This window comes from Variovorax sp. PMC12, from assembly GCF_003019815.1.
GTDB lineage: Bacteria > Pseudomonadota > Gammaproteobacteria > Burkholderiales > Burkholderiaceae_C > Variovorax.
Genome location: NZ_CP027773.1, coordinates 1,815,682 through 1,832,700 on the forward strand (window position 1 = coordinate 1,815,682; position 17,019 = coordinate 1,832,700).

A 17,019-nucleotide genomic window follows, 5' to 3' on the forward strand; every position below is an offset into this window, starting at 1 on the left:
GTGTGTACTCCTTGTTCGTCTGAGTTAAATGCCACGGCCGGGCAGCATGGCGGCGACAGAAACCATGTTGGTTTCATGCACTGCGACTGCACCACGCAGGTGACGCTTGTTCTTGGTGGTCTTCTTCGTCAAGATGTGACGCTTGAAGGCTTGACCGCGCTTGACGGTGCCACCGGGACGAACGCGGAAACGTTTTTTCGCGCTGCTCTTGGTCTTCATTTTGGGCATGTGAATGCTCCTTTAGTTTGTGCTCGTGAGGCGCCATGGATGCTCCACGGACTTGTTGGCCCCGAGACACTTCTTTATCTCGCCCCTGCCAGCCCTTCTTGCGAAGCGCGGGCAAAGGCGAAATCCCTTCAAAACCTCTCTACCGCAGACCTCAGGCCGCCGCAGGTGCAGCAGCGTCAGCCGCAGGCTTTGGCGCTCCGCCACCAGCCTTCTTGCGCCCTGGCGCGATCATCATGATCATCTGCCGGCCTTCGAGCTTCGGGAACTGCTCGACCATGATCAGGTCGCCCAGTTCGTCGCGAATGCGTTGCAGCAGTGCCAGACCCAGCTCCTGGTGCGTGATCTCGCGGCCGCGGAAGCGCAGCGTGATCTTGCATTTGTCGCCGTCTTCAAGAAAGCGCTTGATATTGCGCATCTTGATGTTGTAGTCGCCATCGTCGGTACCGGGGCGGAACTTGATTTCCTTGACCTCGATGACCTTCTGCTTCGACTTCGCCTCGGCCGCCTTCTTCTGCTCGTGGTACTTGAACTTGCCGTACTCGATCAGGCGGCACACCGGCGGATTGGCCGCCGCGACGACCTCCACCAGATCCACGTCCTGCTCACCGGCAAGGCGCAAAGCCTCGGCAAGACTCACGACACCCAATTGCTCGTTATCCGGGCCGATCAGGCGGACTTCCGGGGCCATGATTTCCCGGTTCAGGCGGTGTTGGCGTTCCTCGCGGTGGCGGCGGTCGCGAAATGCAGTAGCGATGGTCAGAATCCTTCAAAATTTGCTACAAAATCTGTAGCGAACGCCGGTCAGTCCTCGCGGACAAGCGGCACGATTTGGCAAGGAAACATATAGGGTGTTTCAGAGACAAATCAACGCTTGTCAGCAACATCCTGCACGAGCCGTTGTGCAAACGATTCGAGGGACATTGCACCGAGGTCTTGATTTCCCCGGGCGCGCACTGCGACGGCACCTGCTTCCTTTTCCTTGTCACCCACGACAACGATGTAAGGGAGCTTTTGCAACGAATGCTTCCGTATTTTATACGTAATCTTTTCGTTGTGCAGATCCAGCTGGACCCTAAGCCCTTGATTTTGCAGCGTTTTCGCAACTTGCGCAGCGTAGTCGGCCTGTCCTTCGCTGATATTGAGCACTGCAACCTGCACCGGAGCGAGCCATGCGGGCATTGCGCCGGAGTGGTGTTCGATCAGCATGCCGATGAAGCGCTCCAGGCTGCCGACAATCGCGCGGTGCAGCATCACAGGGTGTGCGCGACCGCTCGATTCCGTCACGTATTCGCCGCCCAGGCGCTCGGCCGTGTTGAAGTCGACCTGCATCGTGCCGCACTGCCACTGGCGGCCGATGGCGTCACGCAGCGTGTACTCGATCTTCGGGCCGTAGAAGGCACCGTCGCCGGGCGCGATGACGAAGTCGACGCCGGAGCGGCGCAGCGACTCCATCACCGCATGCTCGGCCTTGTCCCAGAGTTCGTCGGAGCCCACGCGGTTCTCCGGCCGCGTGGCGACCTTGTAGAGAATGTCCGTGAAGCCGAAGTCGGCATAGACCTTCTGCAGCTGCGCCGTGTACGCGATGCACTCGTCGAGGATCTGGTCTTCCGTGCAGAAGATGTGCCCGTCGTCCTGCGTGAAGCCGCGCACGCGCATGATGCCGTGCAACGCGCCGCTGGGCTCGTTGCGGTGGCACTGGCCGAATTCGCCGTAGCGCAGCGGCAGGTCGCGGTAGCTGCGCAGATCGCTCTTGAAGATCAGCACATGGCCCGGGCAGTTCATCGGCTTCAGCGCGTACTCGCGCTTCTCCGACTCCGTCGTGAACATGTTGTCGCGGTAGTTCTGCCAGTGGCCCGTTTTCTCCCACAGGCTCTTGTCGAGGATCTGCGGGCCCTTCACTTCCCAGTAGCCCGTGTCGCGGTAGATGCCGCGCATGTACTGCTCCACCTGCTGCCAGATCGCCCAGCCCTTCGGGTGCCAGAACACCACGCCCGGCGCCACTTCGTCGATGTGGAACAGGTCGAGCTCCTTGCCCAGGCGGCGATGGTCGCGCTTCTCGGCTTCCTCGATGCGCTGGATGTATTGGTCGAGCTGCTTCTTGTCGGCCCAGGCCGTGCCGTAGATGCGCTGCAGCTGCTCGTTCTTGGCGTCGCCGCGCCAGTAGGCGCCTGCCAGCTTCGTGAGCTTGAAGACCTTCAGGAAGCGCGTGTTCGGCACGTGCGGCCCGCGGCACATGTCGACGTATTCCTGGTGGTAGTACAGGCCCATGGCCTGCTCGTCGGGCATGTCCTCGACGAGGCGCAACTTGTAGTCTTCGCCACGCGACTTGAAGACTTCGATGACTTCCGCGCGCGGCGTCATCTTCTTGATCACGTCGTAGTCCTGCGCGATCAGCTCGCGCATGCGCGCCTCGATGGCGGCCATGTCTTCGGGCGTGAAGGGGCGGTCGAACGAGATGTCGTAGTAGAAGCCTTCGTCGATCACGGGGCCGATCACCATCTTGGCCGTCGGGTAGAGCTGCTTCACCGCGTGGCCGACCAGGTGGGCCGTCGAGTGGCGGATGATCTCCAGACCCTCGTCGTCCTTGGGCGTGATGATCTGCAGCTTGGCGTCATGGTCGATGACGTCGCTGGCATCGACGAGCTTGCCGTCGACCTTGCCGGCCACCGTCATCTTGGCGAGGCCGGGGCCGATGGACTGGGCAACCTGGGCCACCGAAACCGGGCCGGGGAACTCGCGGCGCGAGTTGTCGGGGAGCGTGATCTGGATCATGTGAAAACCTCGGGGAGAAAAACAAAAAAGCGCGGTGGAAGACCGCGCTTTGCTTGGTTGTAGAGCTGGCAGAAACCAGCGTGCGCGGGGCTACCGGCCTTTTCCTTCAGTGAAGAAAAAGCCGCTGAATCCTTGCGGAGTAGTTCGCGGTGTCATAACCAAGGTGCCTTTCTCGCTCTTGTTGAGTGCAGAGTCCGCGATTCTAGCCGCTGCCCGCTCGGGATGCGGGCGCTGCATCCTCGAGGCCTGATCCCGGGCGCAAAAAAGCCCGGCGCGCGGCCGGGCTCAAAGTGACAGCGAAATAATCCGGCGGATCAGTGGAACTGTTCTTCTTCGGTCGAACCCGACAGCGCCTTCACGCTGGACGAACCGCCCTGGATGACGGTGGTCACGTCGTCGAAGTAGCCCGCGCCCACTTCCTGCTGGTGCGACACGAAGGTGTAGCCCTTGTCGCGCGCCGCGAATTCGGGCTCCTGCACCATGTTGACGTAGTGCTTCATGCCTTCGCCGCGAGCGTATGCGTGGGCGAACTGGAAGGTGTTGAACCAGTTGACGTGGATGCCGGCCAGCGTGATGAACTGGTACTTGTAGCCCAGCTCCGACAGGTCTTCCTGGAACGACGCGATCTGCTTGTCGTCGAGGTTCTTCTTCCAGTTGAACGAAGGCGAGCAGTTATACGACAGCAGCTTGCCCGGGCAGGCAGCGTGCACGGCCTGCGCGAACTCACGGGCGAAGCCGATGTCGGGCACGCCGGTTTCGCACCACACCAGATCGGCATAGGGGGCGTAAGCCACGCCGCGGCTGATGGCTTGCTCCAGGCCGTTCTTGACGCGGTAGAAGCCTTCCTGCGTGCGTTCGCCCGTCAGGAAGGGCTTGTCGTTGGCGTCGTGGTCGGACGTGATCAGGTTAGCGGCTTCGGCGTCGGTACGGGCCAGCACGATGGTGGGCACGCCCATCACGTCGGCGGCGAAGCGGGCCGAGATCAGCTTCTCGCAGGCTTCCTGCGTCGGCACGAGCACCTTGCCGCCCATGTGGCCGCATTTCTTCACTGCGGCCAGTTGGTCTTCGAAGTGAACGCCGGCAGCGCCGGAGGCGATCATGTTCTTCATCAGCTCGAAGGCGTTCAGCACGCCGCCGAAGCCGGCTTCGGCATCGGCCACGATCGGCAGGAAGTAGTCGATGAATTCCTTGTCGCCCGGGTTGATGCCGCGGCCCCACTGGATTTCATCGGCACGGCGGAAGGTGTTGTTGATGCGACGGACCATCGTCGGCACCGAGTCGTAGGCATAGAGCGACTGGTCGGGATACATCGTTTCCGACGTGTTGCCGTCGGCAGCGACTTGCCAGCCCGACAGGTACACGGCTTCCAGGCCGGCCTTGGCCTGCTGCATTGCCTGGCCTGCGGAGATGGCGCCGAAGGCGTTCACATAGCCCTTCTTGGCGCCGCCGTTGATCTTGTCCCAGAGCTTCTCCGCGCCGCGCTTGGCCAGCGTGTGCTCGATGGGGAACGAGCCGCGCAGACGCACCACGTCGGCCGCGCTGTAGCCGCGCTTGACGCCCTTCCAGCGGGGGTCGGTGGCCCACTCTTTTTCGAGGGCGGCGATTTGCTGTTCGCGGCTGAGTTGTTCTGTGAGGGTCTGGGGCATGGTCACTCCGTGAGGTTGATTGAGGGTTGGGCGCTGCGGCCGTGGGGTTACTTTAATCCGGCTGCGGACTCTTATGTCTTATAGAAGACATATTTTTCATCCATCAAAATCAACAACTTACAGAGATATTTCTCAATGCAAAATTATTTTTCTCGTATTGAGAAAAAATATTGCGGCGCAGCAGCGGAAGATTTCGCAATGCGCAATCAATCTTTCGGTGGTGAAAATCAAGCACCGATGCGCACCGCGTGCGCGATCCAATCCCCGCTTTCGATCACGCGCCGGCCCACGATGCGCGACGGATGGATCTCGTACACCAGGCAATCGATCCACCGCCCGCCCACCTCCACGCGCACCCGCCGCCTGATGTACTCGCCCGTGTCGTCGTCGGCCACCTCCTCGAGCAGATCGAGCGCCGCCTCCACCGAGGGGTCGATCGCATACACCTCGCCCTTCACGCACCGCGCCCCGCCCAGCACCACGCCCGGATAAGTCCCCAGGTCGTACAGCGTGCCGCCGATCGCCGCCTCGCCCACCAGCACAGGCGCGGGCCGGTAGCGCGCGATGTCGTTGCGTCCGCCGCGGCGCAGCGTGCCGTAAACAAAAACGTGGGGCATCATCGAAAAACCGCCTTCCCAGCAACTACGAAAACTTCAGTCTATTGAACTCCGCCGCCCCCACACCAGGCCGCCTCGTGGCCTACGGCTGCCTGGCCTTGAGCATGTCGCTCGTCGGCGGCTACGTTGCCCTCTCCAAGCCCCTCGTTGCCGCCTTCCCTGTGCTGTTGCTCGCATGGCTGCGCTTCGGCATCGCCGCCCTGGCCATGCCGCATTGGCTCAAGCGCACCCCCGACGAGCCACCCATGACGGCGCACACGCGCTGGCTCGTGTTTCTCGAATCGTTCCTCGGCAACTTCCTGTTCTCGATCTGCATGCTGTTCGGCGTGAGCCTGACGAGCGCTGTGTCGGCCGGCGTGATCATGGCGTCGATCCCCGCCTGCGTGGCCGTCGCGAGCTGGCTCTTCCTGCGCGAGCGCATCACGGTGCGCATCGGCCTGGCCATCGCATGCGCCGCGCTCGGCATCGGCCTGCTGGCGCTCTCGCCCGCGCATGCATCGGCCACGCCCTCCGCCTCGCCGGCGTCGATGCCCTGGCTGGGCAACCTGCTGGTGTTCTGCGCGGTGCTCTGCGAGACGGCCTATGCGGTGATCGGCAAGTCGCTCACCGGACGGCTCGGCCCCAAGCGCATCGCGTCGCTCATCAACCTCTGGGGCTTCGCGCTGTCGATGCCCTTCGGCATCTGGTTCGCGCTGCAGTTCGACTTCACCGCCGTGCGCTTCGGTACATGGGCACTGCTCGTGGCCTATGCGCTCGCGGCGAGCATCTGGACGGTGTGGCTCTGGATGACCGGACTTCGCAACGTACCAGCCGCACAAGCGGGTGTTTTCGCTGTGCTGCTGCCGGTCAGCGCAGCCCTCGTGGGCGTGCTCGTGCTGGGGGAAAGCCTCTCTTCGACACAGCTGCTCGCGTTCGTGATCGCACTCGTGGGCGTGGTGCTGGCGACGTGGCCCGGGCGCCGGCGGTGAAAACGGGGCTTCTCCCCTCTGAAAAAACAACAACTCCCAATGAAAAAAGCGCTTTTTCCCTTGGAAACGCGTTTCTTCTCATTTAGCATCCGCATTGCCACTGGAGACGCAAGTTTTTCATTGGTGAGTGTTCAACCAAAAAAGGAAATCAACCATGGCAACTGCAAAGAAGGCTCCGGCCAAGAAAGCTCCGGCAAAGAAGGCTGCGGCTCCTGCGAAGAAGGCCGCCGCTCCGGCCAAGAAGGCTGCTGCACCGGCAAAGAAGGCCGCTGCTCCCGCCAAGAAGGCCGCACCGGCGAAGAAGGCTGCTCCTGCAAAGAAGGCCGCTCCCGCAAAGAAGGCTGCTCCCGCAAAGAAGCGCACGCCCAACGCAGCGTTCATGAAGGCACTGACCCCCAGCCCCGCACTGGCTGCCGTGGTCGGTTCCACGCCGCTGCCGCGTACCGCTGTCGTGAGCAAGCTGTGGGACTACATCAAGAAGAACAACCTGCAAGACAAGGCCAACAAGCGCAACATCAACGCCGACGCCAAGCTGAAGGAAATCTTCGGCAAGGCCCAAGTGTCGATGTTCGAACTGGCCGCGCTGATCGGCAAGCACGTCAAGTAAGCGCCAGGGGCCTCGCGCTCCTGAATCAAGAAGCCGGCTTCCAGCCGGCTTTTTTTTGCCCGCGAGCGGGGCCTTTCAGGTGCCTTTCACGCCTCGAAGAAGCGCGACGGCGTTCGCCTGAAGTGCTTGCGGAAGGCCTCTATGAAGGCGCTGACCGAGGTGTAGCCCACCGTCAGCGCCACCGCCGTCACCGGCTCCTTCAGGCTCAGAAGCTCCACCGCCTTGAGCAACCTCGCCTGCTGGCGCCACTGCGCAAAGCTCAATCCGGTCTCGGCGGCGAAGCGGCGCGTGAGCGTGCGGCGGGCCATGCCGATTCGATCGGCCCAATCGTCGATGGTGTCGGGCAGCGACGGGTCGTCGGCCAGCGCGGCGGCCATCGCGGCAAGGCGCTTGTCCTGCGGCATCGGCAGGTGCAACGAAGGACGTTCGCCCGCCGCGAGTTCATCGACCAGCACGCCGACCAAGCGCGCGCGGCGCGCATCGAGCGAACCGGCAGAAGCATCGAGCGAGGTCAGCCGGTCGACCAGCCCCTGCACCAGCGGCGTCGCGGCAAACACATGCGGCCCATCGGGCAGTAGTGCGCCCAACCGAGCGTCGACGTGCAGGCTCCAGCCCGCCGTAGGACCGAAGCTCTGCGCTGCGTGAGCGCACCGCGGCGCGATCCATCCGATCCACCCCGGCGGCTGCACCCAGCGGCCCGAAGGCGTCTCGATGACCTGCAAACCCTCGCGCAAGGCGAACAGCTGCCCGTCCTCATGGGCGTGGTAGCCCGTGACGCGCGGCGCCACGTAGGCGCTGATCCAGAGCTTCACAGGGCCATCAACAGCCATGGGTGGCCCGCCGGCGGTATCGATTGGCCCCGCGCCGCAAGCCCGAAGACCTGCTGCGGCCTAGCATCGGCCTCATCTTCACTGCCCCTTCAAAGGAACAAAGATGAGAGCCCAAGACGTATTGCCCGACGGCCAGGACTTCGCCGTCATCGACGGCCAGCCCCTGCGCAAGGGATCGGTCGCCGCCTTCCTCGCCAACGTGCGCATCCTCGAAGACGCAAGCACGCCGGCCGCCGACAGGCAAGCCGCCGAGCAAGACCTGGTTTCCCTGATTCCCACGCTCGACGCACTGGGCTTGTTCGACGTGTTCGAGCTGCGGTCGCCCGCCTTGCGCGCCGAGGTGGCACGTCATCGCGCGGCGCTCAGCCCCGCGCCTGCTGCTGCTGCTTTGCCGCGCGCGTGATCGACGCCAGCGTGCCGCGCGTGGTGATCACCTCGGGGTCCAGGGGAATCTCGATCAGCGTGCCCGTGTCGGCCGCCAGCGCGCGCAGCAGCGCGGCCTCGAACTGCGACGTCTGCGTCACGCGCTCGGCCGCATAGCCGTAGGCGCGCGCGAGGCCGCAGAAGTCGGGGTTGCGCAACGCCGTGCCGCTCGTGCGGTCCGGGTACTCGCGCTCCTGGTGCATGCGGATGGTGCCGAACATGCCGTTGTTCAGCAGCACGACGATGCTCTTGCCGCCGTGTTGCGAAGCCGTCGCCAGTTCCTGCCCCGTCATCAGGAAATCGCCATCGCCTGCAATGGTGAAGGCCACCCGCCCCGTCGCCAGGTTGGCCGCAATGCCGGCCGGCACCCCGTAGCCCATCGCGCCGCTGGTGGGCGCCAGCTGCGTCTTGGCGCCCTTGGCGAGCCCGTGATAGCGGAAGTAGCGGTGCACCCAGCTCGCGAAGTTGCCCGCGCCGTTGGTGATGGCGGCGTCCGCCGGCAGGTGCTTCTGCAGCAGCGCGACGACCGCCGCCATGTCGACCGGCCCGCGCGGTGTTTCGGCGGGCATGCCGGCCAGCGCCTGGGGCTCGAGGTTGGCCTCGTAGTCCGCGTGGGCCTGCAGGGCCCATTCTTCCCAGGGCAGCGTCGGCGGCGCGCTCAGCACCTCGAGGCTGCGCGCGGCGGCGCTCATGCCGGCGTTGATGGCCAGGTCGGCCTGGTAGACGCGGTTGAGTTCTTCCGCGCTTGCGTGGATGTGCACCAGCGTCTGCCTAGCCTTGGGCGCCTCGAGCAGCGTGTAGCCGCCGGTCGTCATCTCGCCCAGGCGAGGGCCGATGGCCAGGATCAGGTCGGCATCTTTCACGCGCTGCGCAAGCTTCGGGTTGATCGCGATGCCGACGTCGCCCGCGTACAGCGGGTGGTGGTTGTCGAAGGTGTCCTGGAAGCGGAAGGCATTCGCCACCGGCAGCCGCCAGTTCTCGGCAAAGCGCTGCAGCGCCTGCGCCGCCTGCGTCGTCCAGCCGCCGCCCCCCGCGATGACCAGCGGACGCTGCGACTTCAGCAGCAGCTCGCGCAACGTGCGCAGGGCGCCAGGGTCGCTCCACGGCTCGACAGCCTCCACGCGCGCCAGCGGCCGCGCGCCGGTCTCGCTGCGCAGCATGTCTTCCGGCAGCACCAGCACCACCGGGCCCGGCCGCCCGTTCATCGCGGTGGCGAAGGCGCGCGCCACGTACTCCGGAATGCGGTCGGCGTCGTCGATGCGCTCCACCCGCTTGGCGAAGCCCTTGGTGCTCGGCCCGAAGAAGCTGCCGTAGTCGACCTCCTGGAAGGCCTCGCGGTCGCGGAAGTCGCTGCCGACGTCGCCCACGAACAGCACCATCGGCGTCGAGTCCTGGAAGGCGTTGTGCACGCCGATCGACGCATTGGTCGCGCCCGGGCCGCGGGTCACGAAGCACACGCCCGGGCGCCCCGTGAGCTTGCCGTGCGCCTCGGCCATGAAGGCCGCGCCGCCCTCCTGGCGGTTGACGATGAAGCGCGCGCGGTCGCGGTATGCATGAAAACCGTCCAGCACCGCCAGGAAGCTTTCGCCCGGCACGCCGAACGCGATATTCATCCCTTGCTCGACCAGGCACTCCACGATCAGGTGGCCTGCGGGTTGTGATGTACTCATGTGAAGAAGAACCTCGCTACGAATGTCTCCGGCAATTATGTGCGCCCCCTGCAGACGCCTTGCGTTAATTCCCCAATTGGTTAAATTCGCGACATGAAGGCCCCAAAGGACTCCACGCCCGACGCCCACGAAGCGACCGAAACGCTCGAGCCACGCTCGCGCGACGCCGATCGCTCGCAGCTCGCCATCCTCGCGTCGGCGCGCGACGAGTTCTCCGCGCGCGGGCTCGCCGGCGCGCGCATGGACAGCATCGCCGAGCGCGCCGGGCTCAACAAGCGCCTCATCTACTACTACTTCGGCAGCAAGGACGACCTGTTCCTTGCGGTGCTGGAGCGCGTGTACGCCGACATCCGCGAGGCCGAGCAGCGCCTGCACCTCGACGAGATCGACCCCGTGGAGGCCATCCGCCAGCTGGTGTCGTTCACCTGGCACTACTACCTGGAGCACCCGGAGTTCATCACGCTGCTCAACAGCGAGAACCTGCATTGCGCGTCGCACCTGAAGCGCTCCGAGCGCATCCAGGAAATGAACTCGCCGCTGGTGCAGCTGCTCGACACAGTGCTCGAACGCGGCCGCCGCGACAACCTGTTCCGCGCCGGCGTGGACCCGGTGCAGCTCTACATCTCCATCGCATCGCTGTGCTACTTCTACCTGTCGAACAACCACACGCTGTCGGCCATCTTCGGCCGTGACCTGCGGGCCCCCAAGGCGATGGCGCAACGCCTCTCGCACATGACAGACCTCGTGCTGGGCTACGTCCTGCACTGACGCACCGGGCGCGCCCATCCGCGGCGCGCCCTCCGACTCTCCGGGTATTCACTAGGCAGCGGCCGTTGACGCTGCGGCGCAGCCATTTCTAAAATCCATAATTCACTCATTGGTGAATTGATCGACACAAGAAGCGGCCCGACCGCGCGGAGACATCCATGAAGTTCTTTGCAAGCACTGCACGCACCACTGCCCTTGCCTCGCTGACCTGCATCGCTGCCCTGCTGCCGGCCATGGCCTCGGCACAGAACGGCTATCCGTCCAAGCCGATCCGCGTGATCGTGCCCTTCGCCGCCGGCAGCACCACCGACATCATTGCGCGCGCCATCACCGACAAGATGGGCGCGAGCATGGGCCAGCCGCTGGTCATCGACAACCGCGGCGGCGCCAGCGGCACCATCGGGCAGCAGGCGGTGGCCACGGCCGCGCCAGACGGCTACACGCTGATGATCCACTCGTCGTCGCACACGGTCAGCCCATCGACATTCGCCAAGCTGCCCTTCGACACGGTGCACGACTTCGCCGGCGTCACGCCGATCTCGTCGCTGCCCAACGCGCTGGTGATCTCGCCGTCGAAGAACATCAAGACCCTGCCGCAGCTGCTGGCAGCCGCGCGCGCCAAGCCGGGCAGCATGAACTTCGCCTCGGCCGGACAGGGCAGCGCCACGCACCTGAACGCCGAAAAATTCAAGCTGGCCGCGAAGATCGACGCGACCAACATCCCGTTCAAGGGGTCGGGCGAAGCCGTCACCGAGGTGCTCTCCGGCCGCGTCGACTACTACTTTTCGCCCATCGCGCCGGTCATCGGCCAGATCAAGGAAGGCCAGCTGCTGGCGCTGGCCGTCGGTTCGCCCAAGCGTGCCGCCGCGCTGCCCGACGTGCCCACCACCACCGAGGCCGGCGTGCCCGGCTCCGAGTTCAACTTCTGGATCGGAATGATGGCGCCCGCCAAGACGCCGCGCGACGTCGTTGAGCGGCTGCACGCCGAAGTGGCGAAGGCGCTGGCCACGCCCGAGGTGAAGGAGCGCTTCGCCAAGCTCGGCGCCGATCCATGGACGCTCAAGCCCGCGCAGTTCGACGCCTACATCAAGGAAGAGATCGCCAGCAACGCCGATCTCGTGAAGGCCGCCGGCCTTTCGGTCCAACAGTAAGCCAGAAAGTCCCGGCACCTCCATGCTCCGCAAGCTCCTGCTCTCCCCTGCCCTGCGCCCTTTCCTGCTGATCCTGATGCTGCTGGTGCTGTGGGACCTGGCGATCCGCCTCTTCAAGATTCCCGCCTACCTGATTCCGCCGCCGTGGGAGGTGGTGAAGCAGCTCGTCGCCGAATGGCCGCACCTGCTCGCCGAAAGCTGGAAGACCACGCTCGCCACGCTCGGCGGCTTCGGCCTGACGATCCTCATCGGCATTCCGATCGCGATGGTCATCGCCTACTCGCGCGTGGTCGAGTCGTATGTGTACCCGCTGCTGGTGTTCTCGCAGAGCATTCCCAAGGTGGCCATCGCGCCGCTGTTCGTGGTGTGGTTCGGCTTCGGCATCTTCCCCAAGGTGATCAGCGCCTTCCTGCTGGGCTTCTTCCCGGTGGTGGTGTCCACGGTGATGGGCTTCAAGTCGGTGGAGCCCGACATGCTCGATCTTTCTCGCTCGATGGGCGCGAGCCGCCTGCAGACCTTCTTCAAGATCAGCCTGCCGCAGGCGCTGCCCCAGATCTTCAGCGGCCTGAAGGTGTCGGTCACGCTGGCCGTGGTGGGCGCGGTGGTCGGTGAATTCGTCGGCTCCAACTCGGGCATCGGGTACGTGCTGCAGGTGGCCAACGGGAACTTCGACCTGCCCCTGATGTTTGCCGCGCTGGTGGTCCTGTCGAGCATTGGCGTCATTCTTTTCGTCGCGGTCGACCTGGTCGAGCGCGTGATGATTCCGTGGCATGCCTCGCAGCGCCACACGCACTGAGTTACTTCGCAAAAACCGACAACTCCCGGAGACAACACCATGAAGAAACTGCTTCCCTCGCTGCTCGCCGCGGCAGCGCTCGCCACCTTTTCCATCGCACCGGCCCATGCCCAGGGCGACAAGCCCAAGGACAAGGTCACGCTGATGCTCAACTGGTACCTGTACAGCGAGCACGCGCCCTTCTTCCTCGGCAAGGAAAAGGGCTTCTACGCCGACGAGGGCATCGATCTCGACATCCAGGAAGGCCGCGGCTCCGCCGTCACCGCGCAGGCGGTGGCCGCCAAGTCGGCCACCTTCGGCTACATCGACGTCACCACCATGATCAAGGCCGCCGCCAAGGGCGCGCCGCTGAAGTCGACCGGCGTGCTGTTCCAGGTGAGTCCGATGTCGGTCATGGGCTTCACCGAGAAGAACATCAAGACGCCGAAGGACATCATCGGCAAGACCGTGGCCGTGACGCCCGGCGACTCGATGTCGCAGATGTGGCCGCTCTTCCTCAAGGTCAACGACATCAAGCCCGACCAGGTGAAGATCGTCTCTGGCGACGGCCAGACCAAGCTCAATGCCGTGACCAACGGCCAGGCCGACCTGCTGCTGGGCTACGTGATGGACCAGGCCATCAAGCTGCAGGACGCTACCGGCAAGCCCGTGACGCCGATCCGCTTCGCCGACTCCGGCGTGAACCAGATCAGCTCCGGGATCATCACCAACAAGAACCTGCTGACCGAGAACCCCGACCTGGTGAAGCGCTTCATGCGCGCCTCCACCAAGGCCGCGGAAGCCGCCGAGAAGAGCCCCGAGGCGGCAGTCGACGCCATGCTCAAGGCCAACGCCAAGGCCGGCGTGCGCGACACGCTCATCGTGGGCATGAAGCAGAGCATCGCCCTCTATCACACGAAGGAAACCGCCAACCAGCGCCCGTTCCGCGTGACCATGAAGAACGTCAGCGACTCGCTCGACCTGCTGGTGCAGTACGGCGGCATGGACGCTTCCACGCGCGGCAAGCCGGAAGACTACGTCACCCTCGACTTCCTGCCCTGACCCGCCCCTGCCCCTGAACCCGCGCGCCTTTCGCTGCCGCCACCTCTCACGCATTCCATGTCCCAAGTCAACCTGATCGAAGCGCGCGGCGTCTCGAAGATCTACCAAAGCAAGGACGGCCCGGTCGAGTCGCTCAAGCCGCTCGACTTCGCCATCGGGGAAGGCGAGTTCGTCTCGGTCGTCGGCCCCTCGGGCTGCGGCAAGAGCACCTTGCTGAAGATGGTGGCGGGCCTGCTGCCGATCAGCGGCGGCAGCCTCACGCTGGCCGGCAAGCCCATCAAGGGCCCGCAGAAAGATGTGGGCATCGTGTTCCAGAGCGCGGTGCTGCTGCCCTGGCGCAGCGTGGAAGACAACATCCTGCTGCAGGCCGAGATGCGCCATCTGCCCATGGACGCCGCGAAGGCCCGTGCACGCAACCTGATGGAGATGGCCGGCCTGAAGGGCTTCGAGGGCAAGTACCCGTGGCAGCTGTCGGGCGGCATGCAGCAGCGCGCGTCGATCTGCCGCGCCCTGCTGCACGACCCGTCGGTGCTGCTGATGGACGAGCCCTTCGGCGCGCTGGACGCCATGACGCGCGAGAAGATGAACCTGGAACTGCAGCGCATCTGGATGGCGTCGAAGAAGACGGTGATGCTCATCACCCACAGCATTCCCGAGGCCATCTTCCTGTCGGACCGCGTGATCGTGATGAGCGAGCGGCCCGGCTCCATTGCCGCGGTGTACGACATCGACCTGCCACGCGCCCGCACGCTCGACATGATGGCCTCGCCCGAGTTCGGGGCCTACACGAAGCTGGTGCGCGCGCATTTCTTCTCGCAGGGCATCCTGGACCACTGAAGGCGACGGCCATGGACGCGATCCGTTTTCATGTCGAGGAGATCCGCTTCGCCGAGCGCAACGTGGCGCTGCGGCTGCCGTTCCGCTTCGGCGCGGCCACGGTCACGGCCTGCCCTCAGGTCTACGTGAAGGCCCGCATCCGTTTCGCGGACGGCCGCACGGCCGAGGGTTGCGCCGCCGAGATGATGGTGCCCAAGTGGTTCGACAAGAACCCCGCGCTCACCAACGAACAGAACTTCGAGCAACTGCGCTTCGCCCTGCGCGATGCGCGCGAGGCCTATACCGCCGAGGCCGACGCCCAGACCGCGTGGACGCACTTCGCCTCCAACTACGCCGCGCTGCAGGGCCGCGCCAAGGCCAAGGGCCTGCAGCCGCTGGTGGCCAGCTACGGCCCGGCGCTGATCGACCGCGCACTGCTTGACGCCCTGTGCCTGCACAGCGGCCTGAGCTTTGCTACCGCGATGAGCGGCAACCTCGCCGGAATCGACATCGCGGGCAGCGGCCTGGCCGACGACCTCGCGGGCTTCGACATGCCGGGCTTCCTGGCCAGGCAATCGCCGCGAACCCGCATTGCCGCGCGCCACACCGTGGGCCTGGCCGATGCCATCGACGACAGCGACGCCCTGCCCGATGCGCCCGATGCGCCCGATGACGGCCTGCCCGCCACGCTCGCAGCCGCCGTGCGCCGCTACGGCCTCACCCATTTCAAGCTCAAGCTCTGCGGCGACACCGCGCAGGACATCGCGCGGCTCGAACGCATCGCCAACGTCATCGACGGGCACGCGCAGTTGGTGACGCTCGACGGCAACGAGCAGTACGCCGACGCGGACGCCTTCGGCGCGTTCCTCGACCGCATGCTGTCCACGCCCTCGCTGCGCACGCTGGTGCGGAAGACGGCGTTCGTCGAGCAGCCGATCCGCCGCGACGCCGCATTGCAGCGCGACGTGTCGGCACTGGGCAAGCGCATTCCGCTTCTCATCGACGAATCCGACAGCACGCTCGACGCCTTCGTGCAGGCCCGAACGCTGGGCTACACCGGCGTGTCGAGCAAGAGCTGCAAGGGCTTCTACAAGTCGATCGTCAACGCCGCGCGCTGCGCGCAGTGGAACGCGGCCGGCGACACGGCACGCCACTTCCTGTCCGGCGAAGACCTCACCATGCAGGCCGGCATCGGCGTGCAGCAGGACCTGGCGCTGGTCGCCTGGCTCGGGCTCTCGCACGTCGAGCGCAACGGCCACCACTACGTCAACGGCCTCGCGGCCTCGCCCGAGGCCGAGCAGCAGGCGCTGCTGAAGCTGCATCCCGGCCTCTACGAACCCAGCGACGGCGCAGTGCGCCTCGCCATCCGCGAAGGGCAGCTCGATCTGTCCTCGCTCGCCAACGCGCCCGGCTTTGCCACCGGCAAACCCGGCGCCGGCATCTCGTGGGACGCCATGCGTTCCGTCTACTGAAGCACCCTCTTCAATCTCTGTCTCTCTCGCATCTCAAGGAAGCAAACGATGGCCACCCAACGTCTCGGAATCATCATGCACGGCGTCACCGGACGCATGGGCATGAACCAGCATCTGATCCGCTCGATCTGCGCGATCCGCGCGCAAGGCGGCGTCACGCTGTCGAACGGCGACAAGGTGATGCCCGACCCGATCCTCATCGGGCGCAACGCCGAGAAGATGGAAGCGCTGGCCAAGGCGCACAACATCCCGCGCTGGGGCACCGACCTCGACAAGGCCCTGGAGAACAAGGACGACACCATCTTCTTCGACGCCGGCACCACGCAGATGCGCCCCACGCTGCTGGCCAAGGCCATCCGCGCCGGCAAGCATGTGTACTGCGAGAAGCCGATTGCCACCAACCTGAACGAGGCCGTCGAAATCGCACGCCTGGCCGAAGGCTCGGGCCTCAAGCACGGCGCGGTGCAGGACAAGCTCTTCCTGCCCGGCCTGCGCAAGCTCGACATGCTGCGCCGCGCCGGCTTCTTCGGCCGCATGCTCAGCGTGCGCCTGGAGTTCGGCTACTGGGTGTTCGAAGGCGACCTGCAGCCCATCCAGCGCCCGAGCTGGAACTACCGCAAGGAAGACGGCGGCGGCATGATCCTGGACATGATGTGCCACTGGCGCTATGTGCTGGACAACCTGTTCGGCGAGGTGAAGTCGGTGTCCTGCATTGGCGCCACGCACATCCCCAAGCGCTGGGACGAAGCCGGCAAGCCGTATGAGGCCACCGCCGACGACGCCGCCTACGCCACCTGCGAACTCACCGGCCACAACGGCGAGCCGGTCATCGCGCAGATCAACATGAGCTGGGTCACGCGCGTGCGCCGCGACGACCTCGTGACCTTCCACGTCGACGGCACCGACGGCTCCGCCGTGGCCGGCCTGTCGAGCTGCCGCGCCCAGTCGCGCGTGGCCACGCCGCGCCCGGTGTGGAACCCCGACGAGAAGCAGACCATGAACTTCTTCGACCAGTGGCAGGAGATTCCGGACTCGCAGGTCTACGACAACGGCTTCAAGATCCAGTGGGAGCACTTCATTCGCCACGTGGTCGAGAACGCACCCTACAAGTGGACGTTGCCCGAAGGCGCCAAGGGCGTGCAGCTGGTCGAGGCCGCGCTCGAGTCGTGGCAGGACCGCCGCTGGGTCGACGTGCCGGCGCTGAAGGTCTGAGG

The 17,019-nt window shown here is 65.1% G+C and carries 17 protein-coding genes; 10 read left to right on the top strand and 7 right to left on the bottom strand.

Annotated features, from left to right (window positions below; all coding sequences use genetic code 11):
- Nucleotides 1-24: 24 nt before the first annotated feature.
- From rpmI to C4F17_RS08500, 5 genes are all read right to left on the bottom strand, one after another.
- Nucleotides 25-228 (bottom strand): 50S ribosomal protein L35, encoded by a 204-nt coding sequence (gene rpmI / locus C4F17_RS08480; RefSeq protein WP_007832497.1) that lies wholly within the window; start codon nucleotides 226-228, stop codon nucleotides 25-27.
- A gap of 151 nt (nucleotides 229-379) precedes the next feature.
- On the bottom strand, nucleotides 380-991 hold the full coding sequence (gene infC / locus C4F17_RS08485; RefSeq protein ID WP_106934938.1) for a translation initiation factor IF-3: 612 nt from the start codon (nucleotides 989-991) through the stop codon (nucleotides 380-382).
- Nucleotides 992-1,092: 101 nt separating this feature from the next.
- Nucleotides 1,093-3,000 carry a threonine--tRNA ligase gene (thrS, locus tag C4F17_RS08490; RefSeq protein ID WP_106934939.1) on the bottom strand — a complete coding sequence of 636 codons (1,908 nt, stop codon included), beginning with the start codon at nucleotides 2,998-3,000 and terminating at the stop codon, nucleotides 1,093-1,095.
- Nucleotides 3,001-3,314: 314 nt separating this feature from the next.
- Nucleotides 3,315-4,646 (bottom strand): isocitrate lyase, encoded by a 1,332-nt coding sequence (gene aceA / locus C4F17_RS08495; RefSeq protein WP_007832492.1) that lies wholly within the window; start codon nucleotides 4,644-4,646, stop codon nucleotides 3,315-3,317.
- Nucleotides 4,647-4,873: 227 nt separating this feature from the next.
- Nucleotides 4,874-5,266 carry a gamma-glutamylcyclotransferase family protein gene (locus tag C4F17_RS08500; protein WP_106934940.1) on the bottom strand — a complete coding sequence of 131 codons (393 nt, stop codon included), beginning with the start codon at nucleotides 5,264-5,266 and terminating at the stop codon, nucleotides 4,874-4,876.
- Between the two features lie 41 nt (nucleotides 5,267-5,307).
- Between C4F17_RS08500 and C4F17_RS08505 the strand changes: the two genes are divergently transcribed.
- On the top strand, nucleotides 5,308-6,231 hold the full coding sequence (locus C4F17_RS08505; RefSeq protein WP_106934941.1) for a DMT family transporter: 924 nt from the start codon (nucleotides 5,308-5,310) through the stop codon (nucleotides 6,229-6,231).
- Nucleotides 6,232-6,385: 154 nt separating this feature from the next.
- Complete coding sequence (locus tag C4F17_RS08510) at nucleotides 6,386-6,838, top strand: SWIB/MDM2 domain-containing protein (RefSeq protein WP_081266636.1); 453 nt, start codon at nucleotides 6,386-6,388, stop codon at nucleotides 6,836-6,838.
- Nucleotides 6,839-6,924: 86 nt separating this feature from the next.
- On the opposite strand, the gene C4F17_RS08515 is transcribed toward C4F17_RS08510, so the two are convergent.
- Complete coding sequence (locus tag C4F17_RS08515) at nucleotides 6,925-7,668, bottom strand: AraC family transcriptional regulator (protein WP_106934942.1); 744 nt, start codon at nucleotides 7,666-7,668, stop codon at nucleotides 6,925-6,927.
- Between the two features lie 103 nt (nucleotides 7,669-7,771).
- Between C4F17_RS08515 and C4F17_RS08520 the strand changes: the two genes are divergently transcribed.
- A complete protein-coding gene (locus tag C4F17_RS08520; RefSeq protein WP_106934943.1) occupies nucleotides 7,772-8,071 on the top strand; it encodes a hypothetical protein in 300 nt (99 codons plus the stop codon).
- Here the strand turns inward: C4F17_RS08520 and C4F17_RS08525 are convergent.
- Nucleotides 8,031-9,761, bottom strand: a complete 1,731-nt coding sequence (locus C4F17_RS08525) for a thiamine pyrophosphate-binding protein (RefSeq protein ID WP_106934944.1) — start codon at nucleotides 9,759-9,761, stop codon at nucleotides 8,031-8,033. The two genes, C4F17_RS08520 and C4F17_RS08525, sit on opposite strands and share 41 nt — an antisense overlap.
- 93 nt (nucleotides 9,762-9,854) lie before the next feature.
- Between C4F17_RS08525 and C4F17_RS08530 the strand changes: the two genes are divergently transcribed.
- The 7 genes from C4F17_RS08530 to C4F17_RS08560 all read left to right on the top strand — a co-directional run bounded on the left by C4F17_RS08530 (nucleotide 9,855) and on the right by C4F17_RS08560 (nucleotide 17,017).
- Complete coding sequence (locus tag C4F17_RS08530; protein WP_081266633.1) at nucleotides 9,855-10,529, top strand: TetR/AcrR family transcriptional regulator; 675 nt, start codon at nucleotides 9,855-9,857, stop codon at nucleotides 10,527-10,529.
- A gap of 158 nt (nucleotides 10,530-10,687) precedes the next feature.
- Nucleotides 10,688-11,680 carry a tripartite tricarboxylate transporter substrate binding protein gene (locus C4F17_RS08535; RefSeq protein WP_106934945.1) on the top strand — a complete coding sequence of 331 codons (993 nt, stop codon included), beginning with the start codon at nucleotides 10,688-10,690 and terminating at the stop codon, nucleotides 11,678-11,680.
- A gap of 22 nt (nucleotides 11,681-11,702) precedes the next feature.
- Nucleotides 11,703-12,476 carry an ABC transporter permease gene (locus C4F17_RS08540; protein WP_106934946.1) on the top strand — a complete coding sequence of 258 codons (774 nt, stop codon included), beginning with the start codon at nucleotides 11,703-11,705 and terminating at the stop codon, nucleotides 12,474-12,476.
- A gap of 39 nt (nucleotides 12,477-12,515) precedes the next feature.
- Complete coding sequence (locus C4F17_RS08545) at nucleotides 12,516-13,517, top strand: ABC transporter substrate-binding protein (RefSeq protein WP_106934947.1); 1,002 nt, start codon at nucleotides 12,516-12,518, stop codon at nucleotides 13,515-13,517.
- Between the two features lie 57 nt (nucleotides 13,518-13,574).
- The gene (locus tag C4F17_RS08550; RefSeq protein WP_106934948.1) at nucleotides 13,575-14,354 is read left to right on the top strand and encodes an ABC transporter ATP-binding protein; all 780 of its coding nucleotides are present in this window, start codon (nucleotides 13,575-13,577) and stop codon (nucleotides 14,352-14,354) included.
- An 11-nt stretch (nucleotides 14,355-14,365) separates the two neighbouring features.
- Nucleotides 14,366-15,805, top strand: a complete 1,440-nt coding sequence (locus C4F17_RS08555) for an enolase C-terminal domain-like protein (RefSeq protein ID WP_106934949.1) — start codon at nucleotides 14,366-14,368, stop codon at nucleotides 15,803-15,805.
- A gap of 48 nt (nucleotides 15,806-15,853) precedes the next feature.
- Nucleotides 15,854-17,017 (top strand): Gfo/Idh/MocA family protein, encoded by a 1,164-nt coding sequence (locus C4F17_RS08560; protein WP_081266627.1) that lies wholly within the window; start codon nucleotides 15,854-15,856, stop codon nucleotides 17,015-17,017.
- Nucleotides 17,018-17,019 lie beyond the last annotated feature (2 nt).

What these genes read in the sequence shown, in the direction of transcription:
- C4F17_RS08520 (WP_106934943.1), top strand. Translation starts at nt 7,772, where the DNA reads ATGAGAGCCCAAGACGTATTGCCCGACGGCCAGGACTTCGCCGTCATC.
- C4F17_RS08560 (WP_081266627.1), top strand. Translation starts at nt 15,854, where the DNA reads ATGGCCACCCAACGTCTCGGAATCATCATGCACGGCGTCACCGGACGC.
- C4F17_RS08545 (WP_106934947.1), top strand. Translation starts at nt 12,516, where the DNA reads ATGAAGAAACTGCTTCCCTCGCTGCTCGCCGCGGCAGCGCTCGCCACC.
- C4F17_RS08540 (WP_106934946.1), top strand. Translation starts at nt 11,703, where the DNA reads ATGCTCCGCAAGCTCCTGCTCTCCCCTGCCCTGCGCCCTTTCCTGCTG.
- C4F17_RS08550 (WP_106934948.1), top strand. Translation starts at nt 13,575, where the DNA reads ATGTCCCAAGTCAACCTGATCGAAGCGCGCGGCGTCTCGAAGATCTAC.
- C4F17_RS08500 (WP_106934940.1), bottom strand. Translation starts at nt 5,266, where the DNA reads ATGATGCCCCACGTTTTTGTTTACGGCACGCTGCGCCGCGGCGGACGC.
- C4F17_RS08535 (WP_106934945.1), top strand. Translation starts at nt 10,688, where the DNA reads ATGAAGTTCTTTGCAAGCACTGCACGCACCACTGCCCTTGCCTCGCTG.
- rpmI (WP_007832497.1), bottom strand. Translation starts at nt 228, where the DNA reads ATGCCCAAAATGAAGACCAAGAGCAGCGCGAAAAAACGTTTCCGCGTT.
- C4F17_RS08530 (WP_081266633.1), top strand. Translation starts at nt 9,855, where the DNA reads ATGAAGGCCCCAAAGGACTCCACGCCCGACGCCCACGAAGCGACCGAA.
- C4F17_RS08525 (WP_106934944.1), bottom strand. Translation starts at nt 9,761, where the DNA reads ATGAGTACATCACAACCCGCAGGCCACCTGATCGTGGAGTGCCTGGTC.
- C4F17_RS08555 (WP_106934949.1), top strand. Translation starts at nt 14,366, where the DNA reads ATGGACGCGATCCGTTTTCATGTCGAGGAGATCCGCTTCGCCGAGCGC.
- C4F17_RS08515 (WP_106934942.1), bottom strand. Translation starts at nt 7,668, where the DNA reads ATGGCTGTTGATGGCCCTGTGAAGCTCTGGATCAGCGCCTACGTGGCG.
- thrS (WP_106934939.1), bottom strand. Translation starts at nt 3,000, where the DNA reads ATGATCCAGATCACGCTCCCCGACAACTCGCGCCGCGAGTTCCCCGGC.
- aceA (WP_007832492.1), bottom strand. Translation starts at nt 4,646, where the DNA reads ATGCCCCAGACCCTCACAGAACAACTCAGCCGCGAACAGCAAATCGCC.
- C4F17_RS08510 (WP_081266636.1), top strand. Translation starts at nt 6,386, where the DNA reads ATGGCAACTGCAAAGAAGGCTCCGGCCAAGAAAGCTCCGGCAAAGAAG.